The organism is Polymorphospora rubra, assembly GCF_018324255.1.
GTDB classification, from domain to species: Bacteria; Actinomycetota; Actinomycetes; order Mycobacteriales; family Micromonosporaceae; genus Polymorphospora; species Polymorphospora rubra.
In genome coordinates, this window is record NZ_AP023359.1 from 7,012,752 (window position 1) to 7,039,480 (window position 26,729).

General features: G+C 71.0%; 26 protein-coding genes and 2 pseudogenes. 15 read left to right on the forward strand and 13 right to left on the reverse strand.

The annotated features are described in order from the left end of the window. The first annotated feature begins 104 nt into the window (after positions 1-104). Positions 105-998: a hypothetical protein gene (locus Prubr_RS30740; protein ID WP_425517959.1), complete on the forward strand. Its 894-nt coding sequence runs from the start codon at positions 105-107 to the stop codon at positions 996-998. Next, positions 995-2,038, forward strand: coding sequence for a 3-dehydroquinate synthase family protein (locus Prubr_RS30745; RefSeq protein ID WP_212818426.1), 1,044 nt, complete (start codon positions 995-997; stop codon positions 2,036-2,038). The genes Prubr_RS30740 and Prubr_RS30745 overlap by 4 nt, the downstream gene beginning before the upstream one ends. Positions 2,039-2,080: 42 nt before the next feature. Here Prubr_RS30745 and Prubr_RS30750 read toward each other — a convergent pair whose 3' ends face one another. From Prubr_RS30750 to Prubr_RS30760, 3 genes are read right to left on the reverse strand one after another with little or no spacing between them, the layout of a single operon-like run. Further along, positions 2,081-2,773: an HAD-IA family hydrolase gene (locus Prubr_RS30750; RefSeq protein WP_212818428.1), complete on the reverse strand. Its 693-nt coding sequence runs from the start codon at positions 2,771-2,773 to the stop codon at positions 2,081-2,083. Between the two features lie 35 nt (positions 2,774-2,808). Next, complete coding sequence (locus Prubr_RS30755) at positions 2,809-3,954, reverse strand: Gfo/Idh/MocA family protein (RefSeq protein WP_246567873.1); 1,146 nt, start codon at positions 3,952-3,954, stop codon at positions 2,809-2,811. After that, positions 3,951-5,114 carry a DegT/DnrJ/EryC1/StrS family aminotransferase gene (locus tag Prubr_RS30760; RefSeq protein ID WP_212818430.1) on the reverse strand — a complete coding sequence of 388 codons (1,164 nt, stop codon included), beginning with the start codon at positions 5,112-5,114 and terminating at the stop codon, positions 3,951-3,953. Before Prubr_RS30760 ends, Prubr_RS30755 begins: the two co-directional genes overlap by 4 nt. Positions 5,115-5,448: 334 nt before the next feature. Here Prubr_RS30760 and Prubr_RS30765 point away from each other — a divergent pair, with 334 nt between their 5' ends. The 5 genes from Prubr_RS30765 (at position 5,449) to Prubr_RS30785 (ending at position 8,675) form a co-directional block, all read left to right on the forward strand. Further along, positions 5,449-5,880, forward strand: coding sequence for a type II 3-dehydroquinate dehydratase (locus Prubr_RS30765; RefSeq protein ID WP_212818432.1), 432 nt, complete (start codon positions 5,449-5,451; stop codon positions 5,878-5,880). 81 nt (positions 5,881-5,961) lie between these two features. After that, positions 5,962-6,312: a DoxX family protein gene (locus Prubr_RS30770; protein ID WP_212818434.1), complete on the forward strand. Its 351-nt coding sequence runs from the start codon at positions 5,962-5,964 to the stop codon at positions 6,310-6,312. Positions 6,313-6,319: 7 nt separating this feature from the next. Continuing rightward, entirely contained in the window at positions 6,320-7,243 is a 924-nt protein-coding gene (locus tag Prubr_RS30775; protein ID WP_212818435.1) for an ROK family protein, read from the forward strand. Positions 7,244-7,298: 55 nt separating this feature from the next. Then, entirely contained in the window at positions 7,299-7,859 is a 561-nt protein-coding gene (locus Prubr_RS30780; protein ID WP_212818438.1) for an NADPH-dependent FMN reductase, read from the forward strand. 24 nt (positions 7,860-7,883) lie between these two features. Further along, a complete protein-coding gene (locus Prubr_RS30785) occupies positions 7,884-8,675 on the forward strand; it encodes a shikimate dehydrogenase family protein (protein WP_212818439.1) in 792 nt (263 codons plus the stop codon). 38 nt (positions 8,676-8,713) lie between these two features. Here the strand turns inward: Prubr_RS30785 and Prubr_RS30790 are convergent, their stop codons facing one another. Together Prubr_RS30790 and Prubr_RS30795 are read right to left on the reverse strand one after the other, a co-directional pair. Continuing rightward, positions 8,714-9,559, reverse strand: coding sequence for a maleylpyruvate isomerase N-terminal domain-containing protein (locus Prubr_RS30790; protein ID WP_212818441.1), 846 nt, complete (start codon positions 9,557-9,559; stop codon positions 8,714-8,716). A 34-nt stretch (positions 9,560-9,593) separates the two neighbouring features. Continuing rightward, positions 9,594-12,461: an AfsR/SARP family transcriptional regulator gene (locus Prubr_RS30795; protein ID WP_212818443.1), complete on the reverse strand. Its 2,868-nt coding sequence runs from the start codon at positions 12,459-12,461 to the stop codon at positions 9,594-9,596. A 174-nt stretch (positions 12,462-12,635) separates the two neighbouring features. Here Prubr_RS30795 and Prubr_RS30800 point away from each other — a divergent pair, with 174 nt between their 5' ends. The 3 genes and pseudogenes from Prubr_RS30800 (at position 12,636) to Prubr_RS30810 (ending at position 14,512) form a co-directional block, all read left to right on the forward strand. After that, a complete protein-coding gene (locus Prubr_RS30800) occupies positions 12,636-13,493 on the forward strand; it encodes a hypothetical protein (protein WP_212818445.1) in 858 nt (285 codons plus the stop codon). Between the two features lie 172 nt (positions 13,494-13,665). Beyond that, positions 13,666-13,980: a hypothetical protein gene (locus Prubr_RS30805; RefSeq protein WP_212818447.1), complete on the forward strand. Its 315-nt coding sequence runs from the start codon at positions 13,666-13,668 to the stop codon at positions 13,978-13,980. A 104-nt stretch (positions 13,981-14,084) separates the two neighbouring features. After that, a pseudogene (locus Prubr_RS30810) lies at positions 14,085-14,512 on the forward strand (ASCH domain-containing protein). 40 nt (positions 14,513-14,552) lie between these two features. On the opposite strand, the gene Prubr_RS30815 reads toward Prubr_RS30810, so the two are convergent. The 3 genes and pseudogenes from Prubr_RS30815 to Prubr_RS30825 form a co-directional block, all read right to left on the reverse strand. Beyond that, positions 14,553-14,891: a hypothetical protein gene (locus Prubr_RS30815; RefSeq protein WP_246567875.1), complete on the reverse strand. Its 339-nt coding sequence runs from the start codon at positions 14,889-14,891 to the stop codon at positions 14,553-14,555. 129 nt (positions 14,892-15,020) lie between these two features. Continuing rightward, positions 15,021-16,515 (reverse strand): annotated as a pseudogene (locus tag Prubr_RS30820) (sensor histidine kinase). Positions 16,516-16,825: 310 nt separating this feature from the next. Continuing rightward, positions 16,826-18,862: a helix-turn-helix transcriptional regulator gene (locus Prubr_RS30825; RefSeq protein ID WP_212818451.1), complete on the reverse strand. Its 2,037-nt coding sequence runs from the start codon at positions 18,860-18,862 to the stop codon at positions 16,826-16,828. 5 nt (positions 18,863-18,867) lie between these two features. Here Prubr_RS30825 and Prubr_RS30830 point away from each other — a divergent pair, with 5 nt between their 5' ends. The 3 genes from Prubr_RS30830 to Prubr_RS30840 all read left to right on the forward strand — a co-directional run bounded on the left by Prubr_RS30830 (position 18,868) and on the right by Prubr_RS30840 (position 21,664). Continuing rightward, positions 18,868-19,557, forward strand: a complete 690-nt coding sequence (locus Prubr_RS30830) for an LPXTG cell wall anchor domain-containing protein (protein ID WP_212818453.1) — start codon at positions 18,868-18,870, stop codon at positions 19,555-19,557. Between the two features lie 763 nt (positions 19,558-20,320). Then, entirely contained in the window at positions 20,321-20,932 is a 612-nt protein-coding gene (locus Prubr_RS30835) for an HDIG domain-containing metalloprotein (protein ID WP_212818455.1), read from the forward strand. Between the two features lie 75 nt (positions 20,933-21,007). After that, a complete protein-coding gene (locus tag Prubr_RS30840) occupies positions 21,008-21,664 on the forward strand; it encodes a hypothetical protein (RefSeq protein WP_212818457.1) in 657 nt (218 codons plus the stop codon). On the opposite strand, the gene Prubr_RS30845 is transcribed toward Prubr_RS30840, so the two are convergent. The 3 genes from Prubr_RS30845 to Prubr_RS30855 form a co-directional block, all read right to left on the reverse strand. Continuing rightward, the gene (locus Prubr_RS30845) at positions 21,651-21,926 is read right to left on the reverse strand and encodes an SCO0607 family lipoprotein (RefSeq protein WP_212818459.1); all 276 of its coding nucleotides are present in this window, start codon (positions 21,924-21,926) and stop codon (positions 21,651-21,653) included. The two genes, Prubr_RS30840 and Prubr_RS30845, sit on opposite strands and share 14 nt — an antisense overlap. Positions 21,927-22,009: 83 nt before the next feature. Next, positions 22,010-22,354, reverse strand: a complete 345-nt coding sequence (locus Prubr_RS30850) for a hypothetical protein (RefSeq protein ID WP_212818461.1) — start codon at positions 22,352-22,354, stop codon at positions 22,010-22,012. 355 nt (positions 22,355-22,709) lie between these two features. Continuing rightward, positions 22,710-23,306 carry a GNAT family N-acetyltransferase gene (locus Prubr_RS30855; RefSeq protein WP_212818463.1) on the reverse strand — a complete coding sequence of 199 codons (597 nt, stop codon included), beginning with the start codon at positions 23,304-23,306 and terminating at the stop codon, positions 22,710-22,712. 50 nt (positions 23,307-23,356) lie between these two features. Between Prubr_RS30855 and Prubr_RS30860 the strand changes: the two genes are divergently transcribed. Continuing rightward, a complete protein-coding gene (locus Prubr_RS30860; protein WP_212818465.1) occupies positions 23,357-23,968 on the forward strand; it encodes a TetR/AcrR family transcriptional regulator in 612 nt (203 codons plus the stop codon). A 210-nt stretch (positions 23,969-24,178) separates the two neighbouring features. Here Prubr_RS30860 and Prubr_RS30865 read toward each other — a convergent pair whose 3' ends face one another. Continuing rightward, positions 24,179-24,580, reverse strand: coding sequence for a RidA family protein (locus tag Prubr_RS30865; RefSeq protein ID WP_246567877.1), 402 nt, complete (start codon positions 24,578-24,580; stop codon positions 24,179-24,181). A 111-nt stretch (positions 24,581-24,691) separates the two neighbouring features. Here Prubr_RS30865 and Prubr_RS30870 point away from each other — a divergent pair, with 111 nt between their 5' ends. Further along, a complete protein-coding gene (locus Prubr_RS30870; protein WP_212818467.1) occupies positions 24,692-25,663 on the forward strand; it encodes a helix-turn-helix transcriptional regulator in 972 nt (323 codons plus the stop codon). A gap of 110 nt (positions 25,664-25,773) precedes the next feature. Here the strand turns inward: Prubr_RS30870 and Prubr_RS30875 are convergent, their stop codons facing one another. Further along, positions 25,774-26,526: a hypothetical protein gene (locus tag Prubr_RS30875; RefSeq protein ID WP_212818469.1), complete on the reverse strand. Its 753-nt coding sequence runs from the start codon at positions 26,524-26,526 to the stop codon at positions 25,774-25,776. Positions 26,527-26,729: the final 203 nt, after the last annotated feature.

Below are 26,729 nucleotides of genomic sequence, written 5' to 3' on the forward strand. Positions count from 1 at the left end.
CCAATTCCGTCGCCAGGGCGTCGCTCCCCGGGCCGGGCCGGGCCGATGATGGGGCGACCGGCGTGGCCGGTCGCGTCCGCGTTCGTTCCGCCCCTTCAGTCGAGGTGCCAGCGTTGGAACGCTCCTGGTTGTTCGCCCGCCTGGCCGCCCCGGCCGACGGGCGTCCGGACGAGCGTGTCTCCGAACTCGTCCGGACCGTCGTACCGGATCTGGTCGCCGGTGTGCGCCGGCACGACCCTCGGGCAGGCTGGTTCTTCGACCGGCTGGCCGGCCCCCGCCTCGGTCTCGGTTTCCACGCCGACCGGGGCGGCCTGCGCGAAGTGGAGCACCGCCTGCGGGCCCACTCCGGGCCGGTGTCGGTGACGTCCGGCCTCGCCGACCCGTACCCCGTGCGGGACACCGCCCGGGGCGGGCCGCTCGCGCAGGTCGGCAGCGAGCTGGCGCTGGCCCTGCTGGCCGACGGTGCACTCCCGGGCGACGCCGAGCTGCCGGTCGCGCTGCTGCATCTGGGACACCTGGTCGACCTGATCCCGCCCGCCGCCCGGGCCGGCCTGCTGTTCCTGTACTGGCAGGAACGCGGCGAGGCGCTCACCGGGGCGCAGCGCCGCGATCTCGTCGCGCAGGCGGACGCGCAGGCCGAGAAGCTGGTCCTGGCCGCCACCCATTTCACGATGGGCCCCGACCGGTCCGCCGCCTGGCACCGCTACCTGGACACGGTCCGGGAGCTGACCGCACAGGACTGCCCCACGAGCGGCGCGCCCCGCCGCTGGCTGCTCGCCGAACACGCGCGGCTGACCCAGCGACGCCTGGGTGTCGGCCCGGCCGTCGACGCCCTCGCCGCGATGGCGTTGCGGCTCGCCATCGTCCGCGACGGGATGCCGGCGCTGCCGTATCCCGGTCCGGCGACCGCCGCACCGGCACGGCCGACGCCGGACCCGGCACCGCCCCGCACGACGACCGCCCGGCCGACCCCGACCCCACGGAAGGTTCCGAGATGACCGCCGACGCGCCGCACCGCATCGACCTGGACCTGGCCGAGCGGTCCTATCCGATCTGGGTGGGCGCCGGGGTCCGCCACCGGCTGCCGGAGGAGGTGGCCCGCGTCGGCGCCCGGCGGGCGGTGGTCGTGACGGCCCGGCCGCCGGAGTGGACCCCGGACCCGGGGGTGCCGCACCTGGTGGTGCCGGCCCGCGACGGCGAACACGACAAGACCCTGTCCACCGTCGAGCGGCTGTGCCGGGAGTTCGCCGACTTCGGGCTGACCCGCTCGGACGTGGTGGTCTCCTGCGGCGGGGGCACCACGACCGACGTGGTGGGGCTGGCGGCCGCGCTCTACCACCGGGGTACGCCGGTGGTGCATCTGCCGACCTCGCTGCTCGCCCAGGTGGATGCCAGCGTGGGCGGCAAGACGGCGGTCAACCTGCCGCACGGCAAGAACCTGGTCGGGGCGTACTGGCAGCCGCGGGCCGTGCTGTGCGACACCGAGCACCTGACCACCCTGCCCGGGCGTGAGTGGCGCAACGGCTACGGCGAGATCGCCCGGGCCCACTTCATCGGCGCGCCCGACCTGCAGGACCGGTCCACCCCGCAGCAGATCGCCGCGTGCGTCGCGTTGAAGGCGTCGGTGGTGGCCGCCGACGAGCGGGACGCCGGGCTGCGGCACATCCTGAACTACGGCCACACGCTGGGCCACGCTCTGGAGCGGGCCACCGACTTCCGGCTGCGGCACGGCGAGGCCGTCGGGATCGGCACGGTGTTCGTGGGCCGGCTGGCCGGGCTGCTGGGCCGGATCCCGGACACGCGGGTGGCCGAACACGAAGAGGTCGTCGCCGGCTACGGGCTGGACACGGCACTGCCGCCGGACGTCGACCACGACGACCTGATCGCGCTGATGCGGCTGGACAAGAAGGCCGCCTCGGGCCTGGCCTTCGTTCTGGACGGGCCGGCCGGCCCCGAGCTGGTCGACAACGTGCCCGAGGGTCGGGTCCGCGAGGCGCTGGCGGCACTGCGCGACACCCGCCCCGTCCCGGCGGGCTGACCGCCGGGACGGACCGGAAACAGCGGCGGAGGGGCCTCGTCGTCACACCTCGACCGCGAGGCAGTAGGTCAGCAGCTCCCGCGGGGTGCGCGCGACGAAGTCGGGGCCGGCGGCGAGCAGGGCGGCGCAGTCGCCCTCGTGCCAGGTCGTCGCCACGGTGGTGGTGCCGGCGTCCCGGCCACTGGCAAGATCGATCACCGCGTCGCCGACCATCAGGGCCCGTTCCGCCGGCACGCCGAGCAGATCCAGCGCGTGCAGCACGATGTCCGGGGCGGGCTTGGGCCGGGGTACCTCGTCGGAGCCGATGACGTGCCCGAACAGGTGCAGCACGCCGAGCAGTTCCAGCAACGAACGGGCGCGGGGACCGCTCTTTCCCGTGGCGATCGCCATCCGGACCCCCCGCCCGTGCAGGCCGTGCAGCAGCTCGCGGACCCCGGGGAAGAGCGGGACCTGGGGAGCGAGCCGGTAGCTCTCCCGGACGAAGGGCTCTTCCATCTCCAGCGGCAGGCCCATCAGCCGCATGATGTCCGGGAAGTACCGGCCCATGTGCCGGTTGTATTCCTCGAACGGTGCCGGCCCGTCGCCCACCACCTCCGCGTACGCGATGTCGAACGCCTCGCGCATGACGGCCGAACTGTCGACCAGGACGCCGTCGAGGTCGAACACGACCGCCTGGACCGGGCGGGCGGCCGGCCGCCCGCCGGCGACGGTGGGTGTGGATGTTGGCAGGGTCATGCGTGCTCCCGGAGGCGAAGGTCAGCCGGTGGGTCTCACCGGCCGGGACGCCCCGCCAGCGCGGGGCGCCGCCCTGGCCGGGTGGGCCGGGCGGAGTGGTAGATCCGTTCGATGACGTCGATGGTGCGATGGGCCTCGGTGACCGCCAGGCCCCGGTTCGCCGGGTCGGCCAGCAGCCCGGGCAGGGCGTCCAGCTGCCGGTCGTACTCGGCGCCGACGGGCTCCTCGGGCAGCGGCAGCCGCACCGCCTCGCCGGCCACGGTGCGGGTCAGCACCGGAACCGGGTCACGGTTCGGGCTGAAACCGAACGTGCAGCGCAGGCTGGCGACGCCGTCGACCCCCTGGACGGTGATCGTGGTGCGGTCCCGGGCCTCGTGCGAGGCCCAGCAGGCGTGCAGCGCGACGGAGACGCCGTCCTCGGTGAGCAGGAATCCCCGCGCGGTGTCCTCGACGTCGCCGACCGACCGCCGGGCGCCGGTCTCCTGTTCGCTGCGCCAGGCGGCGTGGTGCGCGGCGTCGTTGACGAAGTCGTCGGAGACGCTGCCGACGGCGTGGGCGATGGCGGCCGGGCCGAGCAGCGGCAGCACCGTGTCCAGCAGGTGCCAACCGAGATCGACCAGCGCTCCCCCGCCGGAGAGCTGCCGCTGGGTGAACCAGCCGCCACCGTCCGGCACGCCCCGGGCGCGGACCCAGGCGACGTCGACGTGCCGGATCGCCCCGAGTGTCGCGCTCGCCGCGATCAGCGCGCGCACGTCGGCCCGGTAACGGGCGGCGCTGCCGGCGAGCAGCACCGCGCCGCCCTCCCGTTCGGCCTCCGCCAACGCGGTCGCCTCGGTGGAGGTGAGACAGACGGGCTTCTCCACGAAGACCGGTAGGCCCCGGCGGAGGACCCGGGCGGCGATGTCGCTGTGCAGGTGGTTGGGGACCGCGACGACCACCAGGTCGACCAGGCCGTCCGGGAGGTCGTCGACGCTGTCGTACGCGTACGGCACGGCACTGTCCTGCTGGACGCGGTGGCGCAGCGTCGCCTCGGGATCGACCACGGCGGTGACCGTGTACGCGGGGTGCGCGACGAGCCGGGGCAGCCAGATCTCGCGTCCCGCCCAGCCCAGCCCGGCCACCGCCACCCGCAGCGGCGACCGGTCCGGGCCGGGGACGTCGGCGGCCGACACGCCGCTCACCCGTGGAGGATGTCGGCCAGCACGGCGGCGATGTCGTGCATCTGCTGCTCGGTGCCGAGCAGCGTGCGGTGGTGCAGCCAGATGCAGTCGGAATGGATCAGCTCGGTGTTCGGGCACCGGGCGGCGATCGCCTCGACCGACTCGTCGGGCGCGCCGGCCTTCCAGAAGCCGTCGCAGCGGTAGATCGCGCGGAACGCCACGAACGCGGGCACGCCCCGGGCGATGAGGGTGTCCACGACCTCGCGGCGACGCGCGACGTCCAGGCCCGGTACACGGAACATCGCCATGTAGTGCGGGTTACGGTCGCCCCGCTCGTCGCGGCCCTGCGGCACGACGCCGGGGATCTCGGCGAGCAGGCTCGCCAGCAGCGGCCAGCGCTGCTCGCGTACCGCGATCTGGTCGTCCAGGCGGGCGAGCTGGGCGCGCAGGACGGCCGCGGTGAACTCGCCCATCCGGTAGTTCGAGCCGGTGGTGCTGTGCAGGTAGTCCCGGTCGGTACGCGGCCGGCCGCAGCTGTGCACGAGGAATCCGCGCTCGCGCAGCTCCTCGTCGGGGAAGAGGACCGCCCCACCCTCGCCGGCGGTCATCAGCTTGCCGTTCTGGAAGCTGAACGCGGCCACCGAGCCGAGCGCCCCGGCCCGCTTGCCCTGCCACTGCGCGCCGTGGGCGTGCGCGGCATCCTGGAGCAGCGCCACCCCGGCGTCGGCGGCGAGCTTGTCCAGCGCGTCCATGTCGGCGAACTGGCCGGCCATGTGCACCGGCATGATCACCTTGGTCCGCGGCGTGATCGCGGCCTCGACCGCGGCCGGATCGATGCAGTAGGTGTCCAGGTCGACGTCGACCGGTACGGCGACCGCGCCGAGCCGCTGGGCGGCCAGCGAGGACGAGATGAACGTGAAGGCCGGCACGATGACCTCGGTGCCCGGCCCGGCGCCGAGCACCTCCAGCGCCACCTCCAGCGCGTGCGTGCCGTTGGTGACCGCGAGCGCGTGCGGCGTGCCGTGATATGCCCCGAACTCCGCTTCGAAGGAGTCGACCTCGCTGCCGCCGATCCGCCACCACTGGCCCTGCTCCAGGGCCCGGATCAGACCGGTACGCTCCTCGTCGCCGAACTGCGGCCACTCGGGAAACTCCGGCACCGTCGAGGGCTGACCACTCATAACTTCCCACTTCCCAACTCGGGCAGACCAAGGGTTTCGCCGGTCCGTCGGGCGGGGCGACCCGGGAACCGCCGGTACGCGATCCGGCCTCCTCCGCGCCGGGGCGGCCGGTTCGAGGTAGGGGACGCCCCCGCACAACCGGCGGCATCGTCTCAGCAGGGAGGACGCTAACCGAACCGGCCGTACGGTTACCGCCCCTAGCAGCCCCTAGGCACCCCTTAGTCCGCCCGTGCCCTGGCCGCCGCCGGTTCGCTCGGCGCCGGGCACGTAGTAAGACTGCGGAGGATCAGTCATCGGTCCTGTCACGACAGGGCCGCGCCCCGCGAGGTGAAACGTGTCGGACGTGCTGCTGTTGAACGGCCCGAACCTGGGCATCCTGGGCCAACGGGAGCCGGAGATCTACGGCACCGACACCCTGGACGACATCGAACGGGCGGTCGCCGAGGAGGTCGCCGACCGGGGCTGGCGGGTGGTGGCCGAGCAGCACGACTGCGAGGGCGCGCTGATCCGCGCGATCCAGGGCCGCTACGACACCGTCGGCGCGATCGTCAACCCGGGCGCGCTGATGATCGCCGGCTGGAGCCTGCGGGACGCGCTGGCCAGCTACCCGCGGCCGTTCATCGAGGTACACCTGTCCAACGTCTGGGCCCGGGAGAGCTTCCGGCACGACTCGGTGATCGCCCCGCTGGCCAGTGGCGTCATCGCCGGGCTCGGGTCGCTGGGCTACCGGCTGGCCGCCCGCGCCCTCGTCGCCACCGTGCGGTGACGACCTGACACGCCCTCTCCGGCACCGTTCCGGCACCGGTACGGTCGGCCGCACGTACCGACTCTTCACGAAGGACACCACGTGCGCATCCCCATCCTCGTACTGACCCTCATCCTCGCGTTGGTCTTCCTGGCCACCGCCGTACCCAAGCTGACCGGACAGGCGGCGATGCGTGAGCGGATGGACCACCTCGGCGTCTCGCCGGGGCTGACCCGCCTGCTCGGGGTGCTGGAGATCGCCGCGATCGCCGGTCTGCTGCTCGGGCTGCTCTGGCCGCCGCTGGGCATCGCCGCGGCGATCGGTCTCGCCCTGCAGATGGTCGGGGCGGTGGTCTACCACGCCCGGGCGAAGGACCCCGTCGGGGTGAGCGCGGTGCCGGCGGTCTTCGCCGTCATCGCCGTCGTGCTCGCGTACCTGCATTTGCAGGGCTGAGGCCACGGTGCCCGGCGGGGACCCGCGCGACGGCGGTGTGCTCGGCGTCGACGTCGGTGGCACCAAGGTGGCGCTACGGGCCGAGGCGCCCGGGCGGCCGACGTACGACCGGACGTTCCACTGGCCGCGCGAGGCCGATCTGGCCACCGACCTGGCGACGCTGGCCGCCGAGGTGACCCGGCTGCGCGACGGGTGGGGGCCGGTCGCCGCGGTCGGTGTCGCGATGCCGGCGACCACCGACCCGGCGGGCACCGTCACCACCTGGCCCAACCGACCGGGTTGGACCGGTCTGGACCTCACCGGCGAACTGCGCCGCCTCTTCCCGGGCGCCGCGACCGCCGTCGCCGACGACGGCGACCTCGCCGCGCTGGCCGAGGCCCGGCACGTCGGCTGCGACGACGTGGTCTACCTGGGCGTCGGTACGGGGATCGGCGGCGGCGTGGTGTGGGAGGGGCGATCGGTGCCGGGCCGGTCCTCCGCCGAGATCGGCCACATGGTCGTCGCCCTCGACGGCGAACGCTGCGACTGCGGCCGGCGCGGTTGCCTCCAGGCGATCGCCTCCGGCCCGGCCACGCTCCGCCGGGCCGGCATCGCCCGCGGCGTCGCGGTGTCCTTCGACGACCTGCGGGCCGGGCTGCGCGACGGCCTGCCCTGGGCGGTCGAGGCGGTCCACGCGACCTGCACCGCGCTGGCGGCCGCGGTGGTGAGCCTCGGTGAACTGCTGGCCCCGACGGTGGTGATCGTGGGTGGCGGCTTCGCCGGCGGGCTGCCCGGCCTCGTCCCGCTCGTCGGGCACACCGCCCGGATGTCGGCCCGCCCCGGACGTCCGGTGCCGGTGGTGACGGCCGCCGCGCTCGGCGGTCTCTCGTCGCTGCACGGCGCCCTCTGGCTGGCCCACGACCTCACCGGCGGGCCGGGCCTGCGCCGGTGACCCCTACCGCCGGACGGCCGGCGGCCCGTACCCAACCCGAGAAGGAGATCCACCAGTGATCAGGATCGGTGTCATCGTCGGCAGCACCCGGCCCGGCCGCAAGGCCGACGCCGTGGCCCGGTGGGTGCAGGACATCGCGGCCAAGCGGGGCGACGCGACCGCGGAGGTCGTCGACCTGCGCGACTACGATCTGCCGCACCTCGACGAGATGGTGCCACCGTCGATGGCCCCGTCCAGGCAACCGAAGGTCCGCCGGTGGGCGGCCACCGTCGCCGGATTCGACGCGTTCGTGTTCGTCACCCCGGAGTACAACCATTCGATCCCCGGCGCCCTCAAGGACGCGATCGACTACCTCTACCAGGAGTGGCACAACAAGTCCGCCGGCCTGGTCAGCTACGGCGTGTACGGCGGCACCCGGGCCGCGGAGCACCTCCGGCTGGTCCTCGCACAGGTGGAGGTGGCCGACGTCCGGTCGCAGGTGGCGCTCTCCCTGCACACCGACTTCGTGAACTTCACCAGCTTCCGGCCCGCCGCCCACCAGGAGCAGGCGGTCGGCGCCATGCTCGACCAGATCGTGGCGTGGGGTGGCGCGTTGCGCGGCCTCCGCCAGCGCTGACCGCCCGTGTCCACGGCGGCCCCCATGCCGGAGATCAGCGGCACCACCCGGGTGTACGCGCTGCTCGGCGACCCGATCACGCAGGTACGCGCACCCGGTCTGCTCAACCCGGTGCTGGCCCGGCGCGGCACCGACGCGGTGCTCATCCCGATGCGGGTGGCACCGGCCGACTTCGAGCGGGTGGTGCACGGGCTGGGGCAGGTCGCCAACCTGCACGGTCTGCTCGTCACCGTGCCACACAAGGCGGCCGCGCTGGCCCTGGCCGACCGGGCCACCGATCGCGCCCGCCTGGCCGGCAGCGCCAACGCCCTGCGTCGCGAGCCCGACGGCACCTGGTCGGCGGACACCTTCGACGGCGACGGCTTCGTCCGCGGACTGATCGCGGTCGGACAGCATCCTCGGGACCGTCGAGTGTGCGTGGTGGGTGCGGGCGGGGCGGGCAGCGCCGTCGCGGTCGCCCTGCTGGACGCCGGCGTGGCCGAGTTGCGCCTGGCCGACACGAACCCCGACCGGCTCGAGACGCTGCGGGAGCGGCTGTCCGTCGCCTACCCCGGCCGGGTCGCCGCGGCGGTCCGGCCCCAGCTGGCCGACGCCGACCTCGCGGTCAACGCGACGCCGCTGGGGCTGCATCCCGGCGATCCGCTCCCGTTCGCGGTGACCGGGCTACCTGCGGGCAGCCTGGTCGCCGACATCATCATGAGTCCGGCGGAGACGGCGCTGCTGCGGGAGGCCCGCCGGCGGGGCCTGCCGACGCATCCGGGCGAGCCGATGCTGGCCCACCAGATCGACTCCTACCTGACCTTTTTCGGCCTGTAGCCGGCGGTGTGCGGTGCTCCGGCCGGCGCGGCCCGCTGTCAGGACGGCATGCGCATCGTCGCCATGAAGGTCGGCAGCAACCACGGCCGCCGTCCACCGACGGACAGCTTCCCGGCGAGCATCGCCCGGACCCGGGAGACCCGCCCGAAGAGCATCAGGCCGAACGTGGCGGGGTCGTAGGAGACCCGTACGTCCGGTCGGGGGTCCGGGTCCTCCACGGTCACCAGCCCGTCGGTGAGGACGAAGGTCACCGCAGGGCTGACCGTGGAACGGAAGGTGACCGAGAGGCGGCCGGGGCGTACCGGGCCGTCGTGGTCGACCAGCCGTCCGTAGCCGCAGCGGACCACCCCGACCAGGAACAGGTCGAAGAACAGGGCCGCGTCACGCGGATCGATCTCCCACCGGGCCCCGGTGGCCCGGGCGATGTCCCAGGCATGGATGTTCAGCTCGTTGAGCAGGTGCGCGAGCAGCCCGGCGACCGGCAGGCGGGCACCACCCAGCCAGCTCACCTGGGGCAGCGGGCCGATCTCGGACGCGGCCGAGAGCAGTTCGTCGACATCGGACCGCAACCGGGCGCCCAGCGTCGGCACGTCGCGTTCGGTGAAGTCGGCCAGGATCCGGCGGTTCATGTCGGCCACCGTGTCGACCGTGGTGGCCGCCAGCAGGTCGCCGAGCGGGCGCCCCGGCAGATCCGGTGCCGCGTCCCGGATCAACGCGACATCCATCGCGGACACGCTGACCAGGTGGGCCAGCGTGTCCGCGAGAGTCCAGTGCGCGGTCACCGCCCGGTCGGGCGGCGCGCCGTCGACGAGAGCGAGCAGTCGTCGGAGAACGGCGGGTACGGAGTCGCGTACCCGGTTCCATTGGTCGGCAGTCACCGTCATGCCGTCCACGATGGCTGGTCGACGGGACGGTTCGCTACCCCGAGATCGCCCCGCGGATCCGCCAGGACCTTCTCGGCAGGGCGGCGAGCTTGATCCGCAGCCCGTCGGCGTCCGGGTGGTCCAGTTCGTCGAAGATGGCCAGGGCGTCCTGCCACGCCGAACCGGCGGCCTCGGGGTCGCCGATGGACTGGTACGTGTCGCCGAGGTTCGCCAGCACCTCCGCCTCGTCGTAGCGGTCGCCGAGGGCGCGGTGCAGGTCGAGGGCCCGCCGGTAGCAGCGTAGGGCCTCGTCGTGTCGGCCGAGCCGGTGGTGGGCGTACCCCAGGTTGTCCCAGGCCAGCGCGGCACCGTGCCGATCCTCGTTCTCCTCGTGCAGGGTGAGGGCCCGGCGGGAACAGTTGAGGGCCAGTTCGTGATGGTCGAGCCGGGCGTGCAGCCAGCTCAGGTTGTTGAGGGCCTTGGCCTGACCGACCAGGTAGCCGGCCGCCCGGTAGAGGCTGAGCGCCTGCCCGGTCTGGTCGAGCGCCTCCTCGTGCCGGCCCTCCCGGGCGAGTATCCAGCTCACGCCGACGTGGGTGTGCGCCTGTCCGACCGGGTCCGTCAGCTCGCGGTACAGGTCGAGGACCCGCTGGTAGTGGACGTGCGCGTCGGTGTTGCGGCCGAGCCAGATGGAGGCGATGGCGAGCCCCCGGTGGGCGTGTGCCTGGCCGAGGCGGTTGGCGCCGCGCCGGGCGGCGTCGAGTGCCGTGCGCTGCGCGGCGATCAGGTCGTGCCAGTGGCCGCGCCGGTCGAGATAGGTGGTGAGCACGGCGGCCAGTTGCCACGCGTGGTCGTCGAATGCGGCCCGCCCGGCCCGTTCGACGACGGCCAGCAGAGTGCCCTGCTCCGCCGTGAACCAGGCCATCGCGGCCGGGTGGTCGACCGGGTCGTCACTCGTCACGCCCGGCCGCGGGTCCGCCGGCACGACGGAAGCCGCCAGCCGGTACGGGTCGAGCATCCGGTCCGCCGCGTGCGTGGTGTGCAGGTAGTGGTCGAACAGGCGGTGAATGGCGACGGCACGCGCGGCCGCGCTGTCGATCGTGTGGCACAACTCGGCGGCGTAACTGGCGAGCAGGTCGTGCTGCACGTACCGACCCGGTGCGTGTTCGGTCAGCAGGTGCGCCTCGGTGAGCCGGGCCAGGAGCGGACGTACCCGCGCCGGCGGGATCCCGGCGAGGCTGGCCAGCGCCGGTTGTCCCGCGTCCGGTCCGGGGTGGAGTCCCAGGAGGCGGAACAGCCGGGCGGCATCGGGCTCCAGCGCCCGGTACGACCAGGAGAGGACCGCGCGTACGTCGGTCGCCGGATCTCCGGTGTCGAACGCGGTCAGGTCGCCGCCGCGCACGTCGCGCAGTTCGGTGGCGAGGGCGGCCAGCGGCAGGTGGGGTCGGGTCGATGCCCGCGCCGCCACGACGGCCAGTGCCAGCGGCAGCCCGGCGCACCGTCGAACGATCTCCTCCACCGCCGCGAGGTCCGTCGTGGTCCGGTCCCACCCGATACGCTGCCGCAGAAGCTCCCGGGATTCCGTGGCGGAGAGCAGGTCCAGTGTGAGCGGTCGCGCGCCTTCCGCGATGACCAGGCCGGTGAGCCGGTTACGGCTGGTGACGACGACCAGGCACCCCGGTGCTCCGGGCAGCAGGTCCCGGACCTGCTCGGCGTCGCGGGCGTTGTCGAGCAGGACGAGCACCCGCCGGCCGGCCAGCAGGGTGCGGTAGAGCGCCGCCTGCCGGGACAGCTCGGTCGGTACGTGGTGTCGTGGTACCTGCAGTGCCTCCAGGAATCCGAGCAGTGCCTCGGCTGGTCCGACCGACCGCCCGCCCGGGTCGAAGCCCCGCAGATTGACGTAGAGCTGTCCGTCCGGGAACCGGTGCGCCGTCCGGTGTGCCCAGTGCACCGCCAGTGCCGTCTTGCCGACGCCGGCGGTGCCACCGATCGCGGAGATCACGACCGCCCGGCCACCGGCGCCGTCAGTACCATCCAGCAACGCGTCCAGCGCGCGCAGTTCGGCCTGACGGCCGGTGAAACCGGGTACGTCGGTGGGCAGTTGGGCGGGTACCGGTGCGACGGGGGACGGCAGCGCATCGGGCGACGGACCGGGCTCCGGCTCGGGATCGGGGTCGGGGTCGGGCATGTCGTGGCGCAACACCCGCAGGTGCGCCGCAGCCAGTTCGGCGGCGGGTTCCACCCCCAGTTCCTCAACCAACCGGCGCCGGGTTCCGGCGTACACCTGCAACGCGCGCGCCTGCTGGCCCGTACCGGCCAGGGCGAGCAGGTACCGGCTGACCAGTGACTCGCGCAACGGGTGGGCATCCACCACCGGACGCAGCACCTCGATCACGTCCGCGTGCCGGCCCAGCGTCAACTCGGCGGTGGCGAGCTGCTCGTACGCGGACAGCCGCTGTTCGTCGAGGCGCGCGGCGGCGGACTCGACGAACGCACCCGCCGCGCCGGCCAGTGCCGGTCCACGCCACAACGCCAGCCCGGTCCGGAGCAGCTCCACGGCGGTCGCCGGCTGCCCGGCCGCGACGGCCGTCCGGGCCCGCGCCGCGGCGCTGGTGAACACGGCCAGATCAAGCTCGTCCGGCCCGACGACGATGCGGTAGCCGCCGGCCTGGGTGAGCAGCACGTCCGTGAGGCCGGCACCCCGCAGCGCCGCCCGGATCTGCGACACGCACACCTGCACCTGGGTACGGGAACTGCGGGGCGGCTCGTCCGCCCAGAGTGCCTCGGTCAGTTGCGCGGGTGACACCACCCGGTCCGCGTCGAGGAGCAGCCGGGCCAGCACCGCGCGTTGCTGCGGGCGCCGGAAGTCCAGGACCTTCCCGTCAACGGTGACCTCGACGGGGCCGAGTATGCGCCATCTCATGCTCTTCACTACCCCGCATCATCGAGTAATCGTCCTGATTGCCCGGTCGACCGGCCCGCGCCTAGCCGTCGGCTAGCAGACGCCAAGTCCGGCGAACCAGGCTTGTTGCCAGTGACCGGCAGGCAGGGGTTGAGCCAGGTCACCCCCTGCCTGCACAGGATTCAGGAGGTAGTAGTGGGCACATTCGTACATCGCGGTTTCGCCCGGCTCGCCGTGGCGCTGGTCGCCCTCGGTACGGTGGGCGTGGGCTGGACGGCTCCCGCGTCCGCGGACCCGGCCGGGCTGGTGCACGTCGGCGAAACGACGCAGGAGACGAGCAGCGACAAGGTGCTCCCCGTCCGCTGCCCGGCGAACACGGTCGTCACCGGCGGGGGCGCCTACCTCACGACGTCGCCCGACGCCCGGGGGCGCGTCGCGGTGGACCGGTTGGAGCCGCTGGCCGACGGCAGCGGGTTCGTCGCCACGATGCGCGAGGCCGGGCCGGTCAACTACGAGGGCGAATGGCGCTTCACCACCGGGGCCGTCTGCGTCTCGCCGCCGTCCGGGTACCAGGTCGTCGCGGTGACCGGGGCGGTGGGAACGCAGTACGTGACCGCCAGCTGCGGAACGAAGAGCGTCATCGGGATGGGTGGCCGGGTCAACGGCGGTGCCGGGGACGTCGTGCTGGACCAGGTGGTGCCGTCCTTCGACCTGAAGTCCGTCACCGCGCGCGGCGTCGCGGTCCAGGGCGCGACCACGCCCGGCTGGTCCGTCACGGCCTTCGCCGTGTGCGCCACCGCCGTGGCGGGCCTGGAGCGGCTCTGGGACGCGTCACCCAACGACAGCACCCCGGACAAGCTCGCGTCCGTCACCTGCCCGGCCGGGAAAGCACTGTACAGCGTGGGTGCGGACATCAACGCCGGCAACGGTCAGGTGCTGCTGTCCGGGGTCAACATCGGGCCGGAGGACACCGTCCGGGTCTGGGCCGACGAGGATGCCGACGGTCTGGCCGGGAACTGGACGGTCGCCGCGTACGGCATCTGCGGTAGCTGACCGGTACACAGGCTGGTTGCTCGGCGCTGGTCCGGTCGGTCGTGTCAGCGGCCGGCCGGACCAGCGGTCGTGGCTTTGGCTGCCCGGCGGCCCACGGCTCACTGACGAAGCCGAGGGGCCGTCATAATCGCGGTCGTGAGGTGGGTCGGGCAGCGCGGTGCGGAGGAGCGGAGTGGACGACCACGCCAGGGTGCTCGCAGCCTTCGAGCGGCTGCACGCGGCGGGATGCCCGCTTCCCACCGCCGATCAACGCGAGCGGATCGCCAAGGTGGCGTTCCGACGGTGGCGTACCTTCGACCGGCGCTCGCGTATCCGTCGCCCCTCACCGGCGGATCGCATCCGGGACCTCGCTCGCGGCCTGGTCAATGCCCTGGAAGCCGATCCGCGCCTGGTCGGACCCCTCATTCGCGACTATGAGTGTCTGGCGGAAGCCTTTGCGGCGGCCATTGATCCGACGGCCGATCGGGGCCAGCTCCCTCCGGGGTGAAGGAGGGATCATGTCGACCGGTCCGCCACCCGGCCACCGCACGACTCGGCGTCCGTGCGACCGGCGCGGCGCGGGACCAGGCGCCGATCCGTACTCTCGACGGCATGGCTCTCGGCGATCTTCCTCCGATCGAGTTCGCGTTCCCTGGACCGCTGCGGGATCAGTTGGTGGCCGCGGTCCTGTCCGGCGCGAAGACCTCGACCTCTGCCCTGGTGCTCGGATACGAGCGTGGGAACGAGCCACTGCCGAAGGTCGGCCAACTGCTCGCGGTGGTGGACTCCGGAGAACGGCGGGTCGCGGCGATCGAAATGACCGAGGTCCGGGTGGTCCGGCTCGCTGATGTGGACCTGCAGCACGTCCTCGACGAGGGCGAGGGTCACGAGTCGTCAGCGCAGTGGCGGGCCGAGCACGAGAGGTTCTGGCACAGCGCGGAGGTGCGCGCGGAACTGGCGAGCCCGGTTTCATCGTGAACGATGACACCCTCGTACTGGCCCAGCGCATCCGGCTGGTACACAACGCCGACGGCGGGTGATTCGCTCGACCTTGACCAGACCCGGCCGATCGCCGTGCCGTCACCGGCAGACGATGCCCAGCGGCACGACCAGGCAGCACGAACCGACAACGGCCAGGACGAGCGCGGCAACCGCCCGGACCGCCCAGGCTGCCCGGGTGCGGTGGCGTCGGGTGACCGGGAGGATCTGCTCCACAGCGACGAAGGTGATCCATACCAGAGCCATCAACGGCAGGTACAGGTCCCAGACCGGATCCGCGAAGGCGCTCGCGTTGCCGGAAGCCCCGTAGTTCGGGCAGTCCTCCTGGCTGGTGATCGGATTCAGTGCCACGATCACGGCCACGAGAGCCGGGCCGCCGACCACGAAAGACCAGAAGCCGGCCAGAAGCTTCGGGCGCACACGATCATCCACTGGGCCACAGTAGGCGTTTCCCAAGCGGCCCCATCCACCCGACAGGTGCCAAAGACCGCGGCGGCCGGTCGGCGTCAGAGGATGGACGAAGCATGAGTCCTCAGGTGAACTCGAACGTCATGCCCTTCGGAGCGGGTCGTCGACCGCAGACGAGAGCGGCAGCCGTACCCGGAAGGTGGCTCCTCCTCCCGGCGTCTCGACCACCTCGACACTGCCCCGGTGCGCGGCGACCAGGGCAGCGACGATCGCGAGGCCCAGGCCGGCACCGGTGGCGCCGTCCGTCCGCCTGGTCCGGGCCACATCCGCGCGGTAGAACCGCTCGAAGACCCGCTCCGCCTGCTCCGGCGAGAGCCCCGGACCGGTGTCCGCGACCTCCACGACGGCCAGGTCACCCCTTTCCCGTCGCAGCCGGAGGGTGACGGTTGCCCCGGAGGGCGTGTGGGTGATCGCGTTGGTCATCAGGTTCCCGAGGATCTGCCGTAGCCGGGCGTCGTCGCCGTACACCACCAGCGGGCCGGAACCCTGTGCCACCTCCAGCCCGATCTTCCGTTCGGGCGCGACCGCAGCGGCGGCCTGCACCGCGTCGGCCGCCAGCAACGGCAGTTCGACCGGCGCCAGTGTCAGCGGCCGTTCCTTGGTCCAGGCGGGCAAGGAGCAGCAGATCCTCGACGAGAAGACCCATCCGGGACGCCTCGTCCTCGATCCGTCGGACCAGCCGGGCGGTCTCCTCCGGAGAGCCGACGGCGCCCTGCCGGTACAACTCCGCGAAGCCGCGGATCGTGGTCAGCGGAGTACGTAGTTCGTGCGATGCGTCCGCCACGAACTGCCGCATCCGCTCCTCCGAGCGCCGGGCCGCGGCTTCCGAAACCGCCTGCGCGGTGAACGCGGCCTCGATCTGGGCGAGCATTGCGTTGAGCGCCTGGGACAACCGTCCCAGCTCGCTCCGTGGCTCCGGCACGCCGGGCTCCGGGTCCGGTACCCGTTTGGTGAGATCGCCGCCGGCGATCGCCGCAGCGGTCCGCTCGATCTCCACCAGCGGCCGAAGACTGGTACCCACGATCGCTGCCCCTATCGAGGCGAGCAGCAGCAGGACCATGCAACCGACCAGTACGTCGATCCAGATCAGCTGCCGGACGGCCTGGTCGACGGCGGCCAGGCTCTGCCCGACGACGAGCAACTGTTGATCGTTGATCTGTCCGACGGTGACTCGCCAACGCAGGTGTTTGCCGGCCGCGTGGAGTGTCGAGATCTTGTTGATCCGCTGCTCGTACCAATCAAGGCTGGTCGGCCAGCTTGGAAGGTCCGTGACGGCGAAACGCTCATCCGTGACCGTCCGTCCCACGCCTGCCTGTTTGTCGATGAGTACGGCGACGTAGTCGGTCGGCAGGCCGGCGGTGTGGTTGATGGGAACCTGACCGGTCGCCTTCACCCGGTTGACGAACCCACCCAGTCCCGCGTCGACCTGACCAACCAGGTAGCGGTGCAGAAAGAAGGCGCTGCTCGCGCTGATCACCACCAGGGCGGCGGTGACCAGGGCCAGGACCGCGGCGACCAACTTGACCCGCAACGGGATGCCGCGGACCCGCCCCTTGAACGGCAGGTGGACGATCATGCCGCCGGCTCGTGCAGGAGCAGTTCGAGGGTCTTGGGACCATCCCGGTAGGCGAGCAGAACCTCGCTCCCAACGCGCCGGATCATTCGGCGAATATCGCAGCGCAAGCTGAGTATCTTATGGCCGTTCTCTGAGAAGATGCCGGGTGGAATAACCCTTGCAGGGTCTTGAGCTTGCGGAGAATCGGTCGCCTGGGATCTGTCCGTGACGCCCCGGCGAAGCCCTCCGTTATGGATCGATGGCAATTCTCTCGCCGCCCAGAATGGGCCCGGGCTGTGTGTCGCCTGGCCCATCGTGTTTCGAGAAGGTGTTACTCCGCCGCAGCGATGCCTGCCCGGCAGACGAACGCGGCCGCGATGTGTGCCCGGCTTGTTGCGCCGAGGTTTGCCTTGATGGCCGCGATGTGCTTTTCGACCGTCTTCGTGCCCAGGCCGAGGGTCTTGGCGATCTGTGCGTTAGTGCATCCTGCGGCGACGAGCGCGGCCACCTGACCTTGCCGAACGGTGAGAGCAGCGACCGGGCCGGGTTGAGTGGACTCGTCGGCATCGTGCTCCGGGATCGGCAACTGCAGGGTTGCGAGCTCGCTGCGCCGACGCAGACCGAGGACGCGCAATGCGGACGCGATATAGGTTTCGACCGTCCGGACACCGAGAAAGAGGCGCACGGCGATCTGGCGATTGGTCATTCCTCTGGCCGCGAGCGCGGCGACTTCCAGCTGGCGGGGGGTGAGTACGGCGGGGGCGCGGTCCGGCACGGACCGCAGCAGGCCCACGGCGCCAACTCGGATCGCGGTCGTGCGCAACTCCGCCGCGACGGCGTCGAGAGCCGCGAGTTCGCTGAGCGCATCGTTTCGGTCGCCCCGTGCGAGGGCACTCGCGATGGTGGTCCACCGGGCGCGAACGAGTTCGATCGCGGTCGTGGAGGCTTGGGCGGCCCCGATGGGATTCGCGGGCGTACCGAGGAGGCTGCGCATCCTGGCGAGGGCGGCCTGCTGCGCGGCAGACGCCATGAGCGCTTCGACGTCGTCGACGAACCTGGTCGCGGCTGACCGGTCGCCGTCGGCGAGCGCCGCCTGAAACGCGATCTCGTAGGCGCGGACCCGGTCCTCGTTCACGAGTCGAAGGTCCCTGAGGCCTCCTGCCTGCGCCAGTACCCGGCGGGCACCGATCGGGTCGCCGAGTTCGGCGAGGCTGGCCGCCATGAGATGGATTCCGGTGTGCGTAGCTATCGGACGACGCGCCCGCCACGCGCTGGTGAGCAACTCCCGCTCGATCGACTGCAGGTCGACGGGGTATGCGCTGATCCCGGACACAAAGCATTGGGTTGCGAGCGCGAACGGCAGCCACGGTGAGTTCGGATCGCGCCGCAGGCGAGGCAGGGCCGCCTCGATCAGTCGCCGTGCACGATCGAACTCACCGAGGTGCTGAAGCGCGAACGCTTCGAAGAAGTCGATGATCGGTACCCATGCCATCAGCCCGTATCGTTTCGTCCTCGCGCCGAGCCGTGCGAGATGGTCCGACGACCATGCACTGTGCTCGCTCAACGATCCGATGCCCGCGGCATGAATCATGAACGGAAGGCCGGCGGCGAAACGATCGCGATGGCGTGACGTCGCGGCAAGCAACGATTCCGCCCCGTTCGTGAAGCGCTCGGTGAGCATGGACTGCTCGGCCCACGTGTAGCCGGTCGTGTCTCCGTCCACGCAGAGTCGACCGAACGCGACCGCGGCGAGCTCGAGGAGTGTGGCCGGGGTGTCGTCGTCGCCTGGTGGAGGTATTGAAAGGTCCAGGCCGGCGAGGCGACCCGCCCAGACGTCGGTCAGCAGCCGCACGGCGCGCAGGCCTCGCCCGTCGTCAACGAACGTCGACGCTTCGACCCTGCTCATCCGCCACCGGGCATCCTCGTCGCGACCGACAAGCATCTCGTAGGTTGCCATTCGCAGTCGAGCGGCGGCATCGACACCTTGCGCGGCTTCGCCCGCTATGTCGATCACGTGTGCAAGCGGATGACGCGAGAGCACGAGCCGTTCGCCGCGGAGAAGCACGGCAGAACCATGCCGGCGGACGGCAGTCGGGCCCGTTTCGGTCGGCTGTTCCGGACCGGGGCGATCTGCCCGACGATCCGGCAGCCCATCGTCGAAAGGGGTCACGTCCGCAGGAGCGTAGCGGCGATCCGCATCAGCGATGTTCAATCGTCGGCTTGTGGACAGGTCGACACCGTAAAAACCCAACCTCCTCCGGTACGGGCGACCGCGGGTTTCCACGGCTTCTTTCCATCCGTCTCGACTTTCCATTGTGATCGCCGGCAAACTGCGCCGGTTGTCATCCCGACCGTCCGGAAGGAACATCCGTCGTGCGCGACACAGTGTCCCGGCTCGCCCGCCTGACGGGAGCCAGCATGGCCGCCTCGTCACTCCTGCTACTCACCACGATGAGTCCCGCCGCCGCCGCGCCGATCACGATCACGGACCACCCCGCTTCGGTTCCGGCCGGCGGCACGATCGAGATCACCGCGACCTGCGACGACGAGTTCCACACCGCCAACCTCGCCGAGGTCCGCTACTCACGAGTCTCGGCCGACCAGCAGGAGGTCAACTTCCACATCAACGGCGTCATCCTCAGCCCACCCGACGCCGACTTCACCGACAGCTACGACACCAGCGGGATCGGTACCCCCAACCCCGGAGACAAGTACACCGTCAGCCTCCATTGCTACGTCGTCGTCGGAGGCGAAGTCACCCACCTCATCGGCGATTACGGACCCGTCGACATTCAGATCGCCAACGGCACGACCCCCACCCCAACTCCCACCAGGACCCCGACCACACCAACCCCATCCACCACCGCTCCGACCGCGACGCCGAGTACGCCGCAAGCGACAAGCACCGGGACGCCGACCAGCGCGCCGCCGGCCGACGGCGAGAACCCGCCGCAACTGCCCGTCACCGGCACGCCCACCGGTCTCATCGTCGCCGCCGGCGTGGTCATGCTCGGTGCGGGGGCCGTGGCACTCACCCTGATACGCAGACGGACGACGAGCTGACCCGGCTGTCCGCGATCGTCTGTAGCACCTGCCCATGGCCGTGACCACATGCTTCGCAGGCGCCGGCCACGTACTCGCCGCTATCGGTCGGAGGACTGTGGGCCGAGGTGTTGAAACACCTGTTCCGGCCCGAGGCGGCAGGGTTCCAGCGAACGCCGCCTGCGCCCGCCGTCAGCACTCAGCGCGTGCTGACGGCGGGCGCAGGCGGTGCGTTGGCCAGAATCGGCCGACTTCGAAAAGTTCACCGTGCGACACTGCTGACCTACGCGGAGGGCTTCCTGCGGAGGTCGAGGGCCGCTGCTGCGCGAGGGGGCGACGGCTGGCTGGACCGCCCATGGCGCGGACTGTCGCTAGAGTTGGCAAGCCGGCCGGGGCTGTCATCGAGGGCTGTCGGGAGAGCGTGTGGCCGTACGGGTTGTGAGTTCGATGCCTGGGTATCCTTCGGATCCCGTTGAGGAGCTCGAACGGCAGGACAGGCCGTCACCCGCCGCCGAACTGTGGACCGGCACGGTACCCCTGGCCCTGGTGACCTGCTTCTATCGGCCTGTTGGTGATAACGCGCAGCCCCGGTGGCAGCGCCCGGTCAGATCTGGTGGATCGATCCTCAGGCCTCTGGCTCCGTTCCGCAGACGCTGCACCAGGTGCGCGGGCTCGACGTGACACGGGTCGAGCCGAATCCGCAACAGGATGGCCGCTATCGCAACTTCGGGACGAACAGTGCGGCCGGATACTGGTGGCGACCCCGCGGAGCAGGTGCCGAAACATGACGATCGAGACGTTGGCGATCCCGACCGACGAGCAGATCCGGTCGCTGCACGAACGGTACGCACCGAACGAGGAGGCATTCGAACTCGTCTACACCCACTGTCAGATCGTCTGTGCCCTCGCCGAGCAGTTGCTCGACAGGTGCCGGTCGCCCCTGAACGCGGACCTGGTACGTGCGGGAAGCCTCCTGCACGACATCGGCGTCTACCGCCTGCACGGTGCGGCGGGGCAACTCGATCACGACAACTACATCCGCCATGGGGTGCTCGGGCACGCCCTGCTGCGTGAGCTCGGCTTTCCGGAACGGATCAGCAGGTTCTGCTCCCACCACACCGGTGTCGGGCTCACCCGTGACGACGTGCTGCGGCAGTGCCTGCCGCTGCCGGTGGGTGACTACACGGCCGACACCGGGGAGGAGCAGATGGTGATGTACGCGGACAAGTTTCACAGCAAGACGACGCCGCCCTCGTTCGTGAACGCGAAGTCCTACGCCGCCAGCGTGCGCCGGTTCGGTGAGGACAAGGTGGCCCGGTTCGAGGAGATGGTGGAGAGGTTCGGTGTCCCGGACCTCACGCAGTTGGCCCACCGCTATCAGCAACCGCTGACCTAAACCCGGGCTACAAGCCCTCTCTCACCGGGGCAGACGTCACAGACGGAAGTACGGCCGGATCAATAGGCTGGTCCCATGACAGTAGGCGCGACCGACAGTGGTGATCGAGCAACACTGCTCTGGCTGCCCGTCGGTGCGGGCGGACAGGTCGTGAAGCGCACCAGCGCCTGGTGGGAGCGGGCGTGCTCGCGTATCGAGCGGCGTCGGCCGGCACCACTGTTCCACGCGGCGTTGGAGCTCCACCTCGGCGGCGTGCCGTTCGTCGTCGAGATGACCCCCGCGTGGGGTGTCCCCGCCGGAGACAGAGGCGTCGTTGTGACAGGGCCGGTCGGCACACGGCGGCTGGGACGCCTACGCCTGTTCCGCTACGAAGTACGCTGCTGGGCGCGTGGCGTCATCCCGGACCGGGAATGGGCTGTCGGCGATCCGGTCGTCATCACGCAGGACACCGAGATCGTCGCGCGAATGGCACGGGCTGTCGGCTCGCTTCCGGCGCTGACCTGGGGACGCACACCACCGGGAGCGGGCGCCATGTGGACATCCAATTCGATCGTGTCCTGGCTGCTCCGTCACAGCGGACTGCCAACCAGGCACTCGCCGCCGAACGGCGGCCGAGCACCGGGATGGGCAGCGGGCGAGCAACTCGGTCACGAGGACGCAAGCCGGGCGACCGGCGGAGAATGCGGTACCGAACCCGTCGTCCCCCGGTCGACGGACATCACCTCTCGATGATGTTTCCGTTCTCGTCGATGCCGTGGCTCCGCCAGTAGACGTCCCACTCGTCGTCCACGTGCTGCGGCACCTTGCCCTCCGGGTAGCGGACGTACGGAGCGGTCGGCTCCTGCCCCTCCGGAACGCAGGCACTGCCGCCCTGACCACCAACCGCGATCACCGGGTACTCGCCGCCGCCGCAGATGTTCTCCTGGAAGGAACAACCACCGGTCACCAACAGACCCGCCAGCCCAACCGTGGCAAGGACAATCCGTGTTCGCATACGGAGGAGTCTCGTCGCGGGTGGCGGCCGCCGCCATCCGTACGCGTACTCAGCGTCTTCGCTCCGTCGTCTTGACCGGCCCCTCACCGAGGATCGTCGGTTTGCCACGGATGAAGGAACTGTTCGGGTCGAAGGCTCCATGCTTCGATGGCGGCGAGGAGTTGGGCCTCGCCGGCAACGGTTGCGGCTCGGACGAGGATCGCGCCGATGTCGTAGTCGAAGCCGTCGAGCTGGTCGGCGTCGTAGTCCCGATGCGTCAGCCTGAAGGTACGGTTACGGTCGGCCCGGGTCCAGCCCTGCCGCCGCACGGCGGCATCGGTGTCGGTCTCGACGGGGCGGATCTCGACGAACGCCCGCCTGCCCGGCCCGGCGCCCGGCACCTCGGTCACCAGGCGCCGGCCGAGGCGCAACGCGGTCAGCTTGTCCACCGGCCACAGCTTCCCGCTGCCATCCGCAGTCATGGGGAATTCTTCGTGTAGCAGGAGTCGACCCCGTCCGTCAGCCCACGGCCACCGGCGCCGGCCGCACCCCTGGTAGGCGATACCGGTCAGCGGCGCGACGTCCCGTCGCTGTCCGTCTCCAGCGGCCACCGCCCCACCCTTCTGACCAGCCCGCCGGCGTCGCCCCTGCCCGCTCCCCCGCCGGCGATCGACGGGCACGTGCCGCCGTCCTGCACCGGCCATCGGGCGCCGTACCGGGCGTCGTGTGGTTGCCGCCCGTGCGGGTCGCACCGGTCCCGGGCGCCGACAATCCCCTACGCGACGGCGGAGAACTCTCCGCGACCTACGACTTCACCTTCCCGCAGACCGACCCGACGACCGTCGCCCGGTCCGTGTTCGACGCCCGCCATTCGGCGGCAAGCACCGCCCAGAGCTGCTTGTCGTAGCGCACGCCCTCGTACGGCCATGCCTCGCGTCGCACACCCTCCAGCGTCATGCCGAGCCGCTTGGCCACCGCCAGGCTGCGGTCGTTGTCGGCCCGGCAGTGCCACTCGGCCCGGTGCAGCCCCCGGGACGTGAACGCCCAGTCGAGCAACGCACCGCACGCCTGCGTGACCAGACCGTGGCCCTCGGCGGACGGCTCCAGCCAGCAGCCGATTTCACACGAGCCGGCAACGGCATCGAACGCGGTGAACATCACACCGCCGACCAGCACTCCATCCCGCCAGATGCCGTACAGCCGGGCACCGTCGCCGGCCTGGCGTTCGGCATATCGCGCGAGGGTGGCCCGCGCCCCGTCCACATCGCCGGTGACGAACGCGGGTCCGACCCATGGACGAATGTGCTCGCGGGCCCGGTCCAGATGGTCGGCGAACTCCTCGGCATGCCAGACCTCCAGCGGGCCGAGGCGGGCACCGTCGCGCAGCGACAGCGAGAACATGCGACCCTCCCATTCACATAACAAACGTTACGGCAATGTACCGTGGCAGCATGCCACGCACCAAGGGAGATCACGAGGCCCGCCGACGCGACGTCTCCGCAGCCGTCTGGCAGGTCATGGCCACCCACGGCTTCACCGGTCTGACCCTGCGCGCCGTCGCCGCCGAACTCGGCGCGACCACCGGCCTGCTGACGCACTACTTCCCCACCAAACGCGCCCTGGTGGAGCACGCCCTCGAACTGCTCGAACAGCGCACCGTCTCCCGCCCCCGCCGCCAGGCGGGCAGAGGTCTGGCCGCGCTGAGGGACGCGTTGCTGGACATCCTGCCGCTGACCCCCGAGGCCACCGACAGCAACCGCATCTGGGTCTCCTCCTGGGACACCGCACTGTCCGACTCCGCCCTGAGCACCGACTACGCCCGCAAGTACGCGACAAGCCGGGACCGGCTGACCGAGCGGGTGGCCGCGGCCCAGGAGCTCGGCGAACTACCCCTCGGCAACCCCGCCCACATCGCGGCCGGGGCGCAAGCCTTCATCCTCGGCCTCGTGGTCCAGGCACTCTTCGACCCCGCAGCGTTCCCGCCCCAGCGGCAAGTCGAACTCCTGGACGACTACCTGACCGCCCTGACCGCCGCACCCGGATCAACGACGGATACCAACTGACCAGACGCAGGGTCACGCATTCGGCCGCGGCGTAGGCGAACACCTCGGCCAGCGTCCGCAACCGCACGCGGTTCGACACCGCGCAGCACCGGCCGGCCCGACACCAGACCGGCCATCTCGCGAAAGCCACCCCCGTCAGCACCGGAAATGAGCCCTCCACCTGCTGCTCGTTGCGGTTCGACCGGCACGAGCAGCAGGCGGCGGGTCACATCATGCGACGGCGGTACCCTCGAGCTCGATCATCTGGCCGGGGACGGCCAGCCGAGTCACCCCGAGCATCGTGGTGGTCGGTGCCACCCCGGCGGCGCCCAGACGCGACGCCAGCATGCCGTAGTGCGGGAACAGCTCATCCACATCGGTGGTAAAGACGTTGAGCCGGACGAGGTTTCCCAGGGACATGCCCGCCGCGGCGAGTACGGCCTCCAGGTTTTCGATGCTCAGCGCCAATTGTGCGGCCATGTCGCCTTCGTGCTGAGGCCTGCCGTCGTCGCTCATGGCGGTCTGTCCAGAGCAGTACAAGGTCCGGGTCTGCCCGGAGACGGTCTCCCCCTGGTTGAACCCTATCTCCAGCGACCATGTCCACGGGTTGACCGCCGCGCGTTCCAGTGCCACATCTGCTCCATTCGGCTCATCGGAAGTGCGTACGTCACCGCTGACGTCGCGTCGAGGAGCCTGCCAACAAAACACGACATCTCTTGTCGTGTATTCGGATAAAGTCCTCGAGTGCGCGCCGAACGACTGGTTTCGCTGGTCCTGCTGCTGCGCCAGCGTGGTCGGTTGACTGCGGACACCCTGGCGCGCGAGCTTGAGGTGTCCACCCGTACCGTGCTGCGCGACATCGAGGCGCTGTCCGCGTCCGGCATTCCGGTCTATGCCGAGCGCGGGCGGCACGGCGGGTTTGCGCTGCTGCCCGGGTTCCGAACCGAACTCACCGGGCTGAACCACGACGAGGCCCTTGCCCTGCTGACCGCTGGATCGGGGCGCGGGGAGCAGATGTTCGGCCTCGGATCGGCGCTCGCCTCGGCCATGCGCAAGGTCGTCGACGCGCTGCCCGAAAGCCATCGGGCCACCGCCAGCGACGCGGCCCAGCGAGTCCTCGTTGAGCCGAAGACCGATCTGCTCTCACGCCGGCCGGTCACCGAGGACGTGCCGGACACGACGATGATCGTGGTCCGACGCGCGGTGCTCGCGGGACACAAGCTACGCATCCACTACGCCGCCACGGGGCAGCCACCACAGTGGCGCACGGTGGACCCGATCGGCCTGGTCACCGTACGCGACCGGGTCTATCTGCTGGCCACGAGATCCGGTGAGGACCGCACCTACCGGCTGTCGCGCGTGCTGGCCGCTGAGGAAGTCCCCGAACCGGCACAGCGACCGAGCCAGGTGGATCTCGACCGGGCCTGGCGGGAACGCTGCGCGCAGTTCCTGTCCAGTGACCACATCGCCGTGCTGGTGCGGGTGAACCCGGCGTGGCGGGAGGACCTGCTGAGCGCCGCGGTGGCCGTCCGCGCCGAGGAGCCCGACGCAGACGGTTGGCTACGGCTGGAGGTGACCTTCCAGGATCTACGCCACGCCGAGTGGGCGCTGTGGCAGCTCGGCATGGGAGCGGAAGCTCTGGCCCCGCATTCGTTGCGTACCGCCCTGCGCAGCCGCGGCGACGCGTTCGCCGCACGCTACGAAGAGACACGCTGAGGCCGCCTCGGCGTTCAGGTGGCCGCGATCGGCGTCGTGGTGTGCGCGGCGGCCCCGCCCGATACGGTCGTCGGGGAACGCTGTGCCCCGGGAGCCGCCGCGCACGCCCGTCACTGGCTCCTGCCGCAGGCCTCGGCCTTCAGGTCGCGGATCATTCGAGACTCGCGCTCCATGGCACCGATCTGCTGGAGCAGCAGGCTGAGTTCGCCCTTGGCCCGCTGCTTCGCGTCATCGGTATAGGTGTCTTCCCACTCCTCGAACTTCCGCTTGGCTTCATAGTCCAGTTCCAACGCCTGCGACAGCGACTGGCCGTAACGGGCGTTGGTGTCCACCGTCCATTCGTCGTCTTTGCTCTTCGGGTCGACGCCGTTGAACCGGATGTAGATCTCGCGCATGGCTTGGACCTGGGCCTTGGTAAGTTGCCAGGCCTGGAATTCCTCGGAGAACCGGATGGCGCTGTCCTCGGTCACCGGATTGCCGCCCTGGATGAAGTCGAACAGAGCCTGCGCCTGCTCGTGCGCGAGCTTCAACGCATCCTGGGAGATGTCGTGTTGTCGGGTGAGCTGATCACACAGCTCCTTGTTGTAGGTCATCGGAGGGTGCTCCTGGCCGGACTCGCCACGGCCCCCACCTCCCGGGCCGGAAGGTGGCTTCGGCAGCTCACCGGAGCCGCCGCCACCGCCCCCGGGCTCACCCGTTGTCGTATACCACTTGCAGTACGGCACCACGTAGTACGTGTCGTTCTCGTAATAACCGGTGTGTGCGTACTCGGAGCACGCCAAACCCGCAAGAGCCTGTGCCGGCGCGGCGACGAGTGTGCTGGCCAGAGCAGCCGCCGCCGTGACCGCCGCGAGTTTGCGCATCAATCTCATGGTCGAGATTATTGAGGTTCCTCACGCATTGCGTCGCATGCTGTCGGGTTTCCGGCTGTCCTGATGTTCTCCGAACCATCGGGGAATCTCATTCCTCCGCGAACTGCAGTAACTGTCCGAGACCCGGCCCGGATTCTGCCCGTCGCCGCCGTAGCGATTCCCGCCGCCTGTCCCAGCCAGCCGACCCGCTCAGG

Coding starts and splice junctions, on each gene's coding strand:
- Prubr_RS30825 (WP_212818451.1), bottom strand. CDS start 18,862: ATGTTCCTTCCGGACGGTCGGGATGACAACCGGCGCAGTTTGCCGGCG.
- Prubr_RS30835 (WP_212818455.1), top strand. CDS start 20,321: ATGACGATCGAGACGTTGGCGATCCCGACCGACGAGCAGATCCGGTCG.
- Prubr_RS30760 (WP_212818430.1), bottom strand. CDS start 5,114: ATGAGTGGTCAGCCCTCGACGGTGCCGGAGTTTCCCGAGTGGCCGCAG.
- Prubr_RS30875 (WP_212818469.1), bottom strand. CDS start 26,526: ATGCGCAAACTCGCGGCGGTCACGGCGGCGGCTGCTCTGGCCAGCACA.
- Prubr_RS30785 (WP_212818439.1), top strand. CDS start 7,884: ATGCCGGAGATCAGCGGCACCACCCGGGTGTACGCGCTGCTCGGCGAC.
- Prubr_RS30795 (WP_212818443.1), bottom strand. CDS start 12,461: ATGAGATGGCGCATACTCGGCCCCGTCGAGGTCACCGTTGACGGGAAG.
- Prubr_RS30750 (WP_212818428.1), bottom strand. CDS start 2,773: ATGACCCTGCCAACATCCACACCCACCGTCGCCGGCGGGCGGCCGGCC.
- Prubr_RS30840 (WP_212818457.1), top strand. CDS start 21,008: ATGACAGTAGGCGCGACCGACAGTGGTGATCGAGCAACACTGCTCTGG.
- Prubr_RS30855 (WP_212818463.1), bottom strand. CDS start 23,306: ATGTTCTCGCTGTCGCTGCGCGACGGTGCCCGCCTCGGCCCGCTGGAG.
- Prubr_RS30845 (WP_212818459.1), bottom strand. CDS start 21,926: ATGCGAACACGGATTGTCCTTGCCACGGTTGGGCTGGCGGGTCTGTTG.
- Prubr_RS30860 (WP_212818465.1), top strand. CDS start 23,357: ATGCCACGCACCAAGGGAGATCACGAGGCCCGCCGACGCGACGTCTCC.
- Prubr_RS30745 (WP_212818426.1), top strand. CDS start 995: ATGACCGCCGACGCGCCGCACCGCATCGACCTGGACCTGGCCGAGCGG.
- Prubr_RS30790 (WP_212818441.1), bottom strand. CDS start 9,559: ATGACGGTGACTGCCGACCAATGGAACCGGGTACGCGACTCCGTACCC.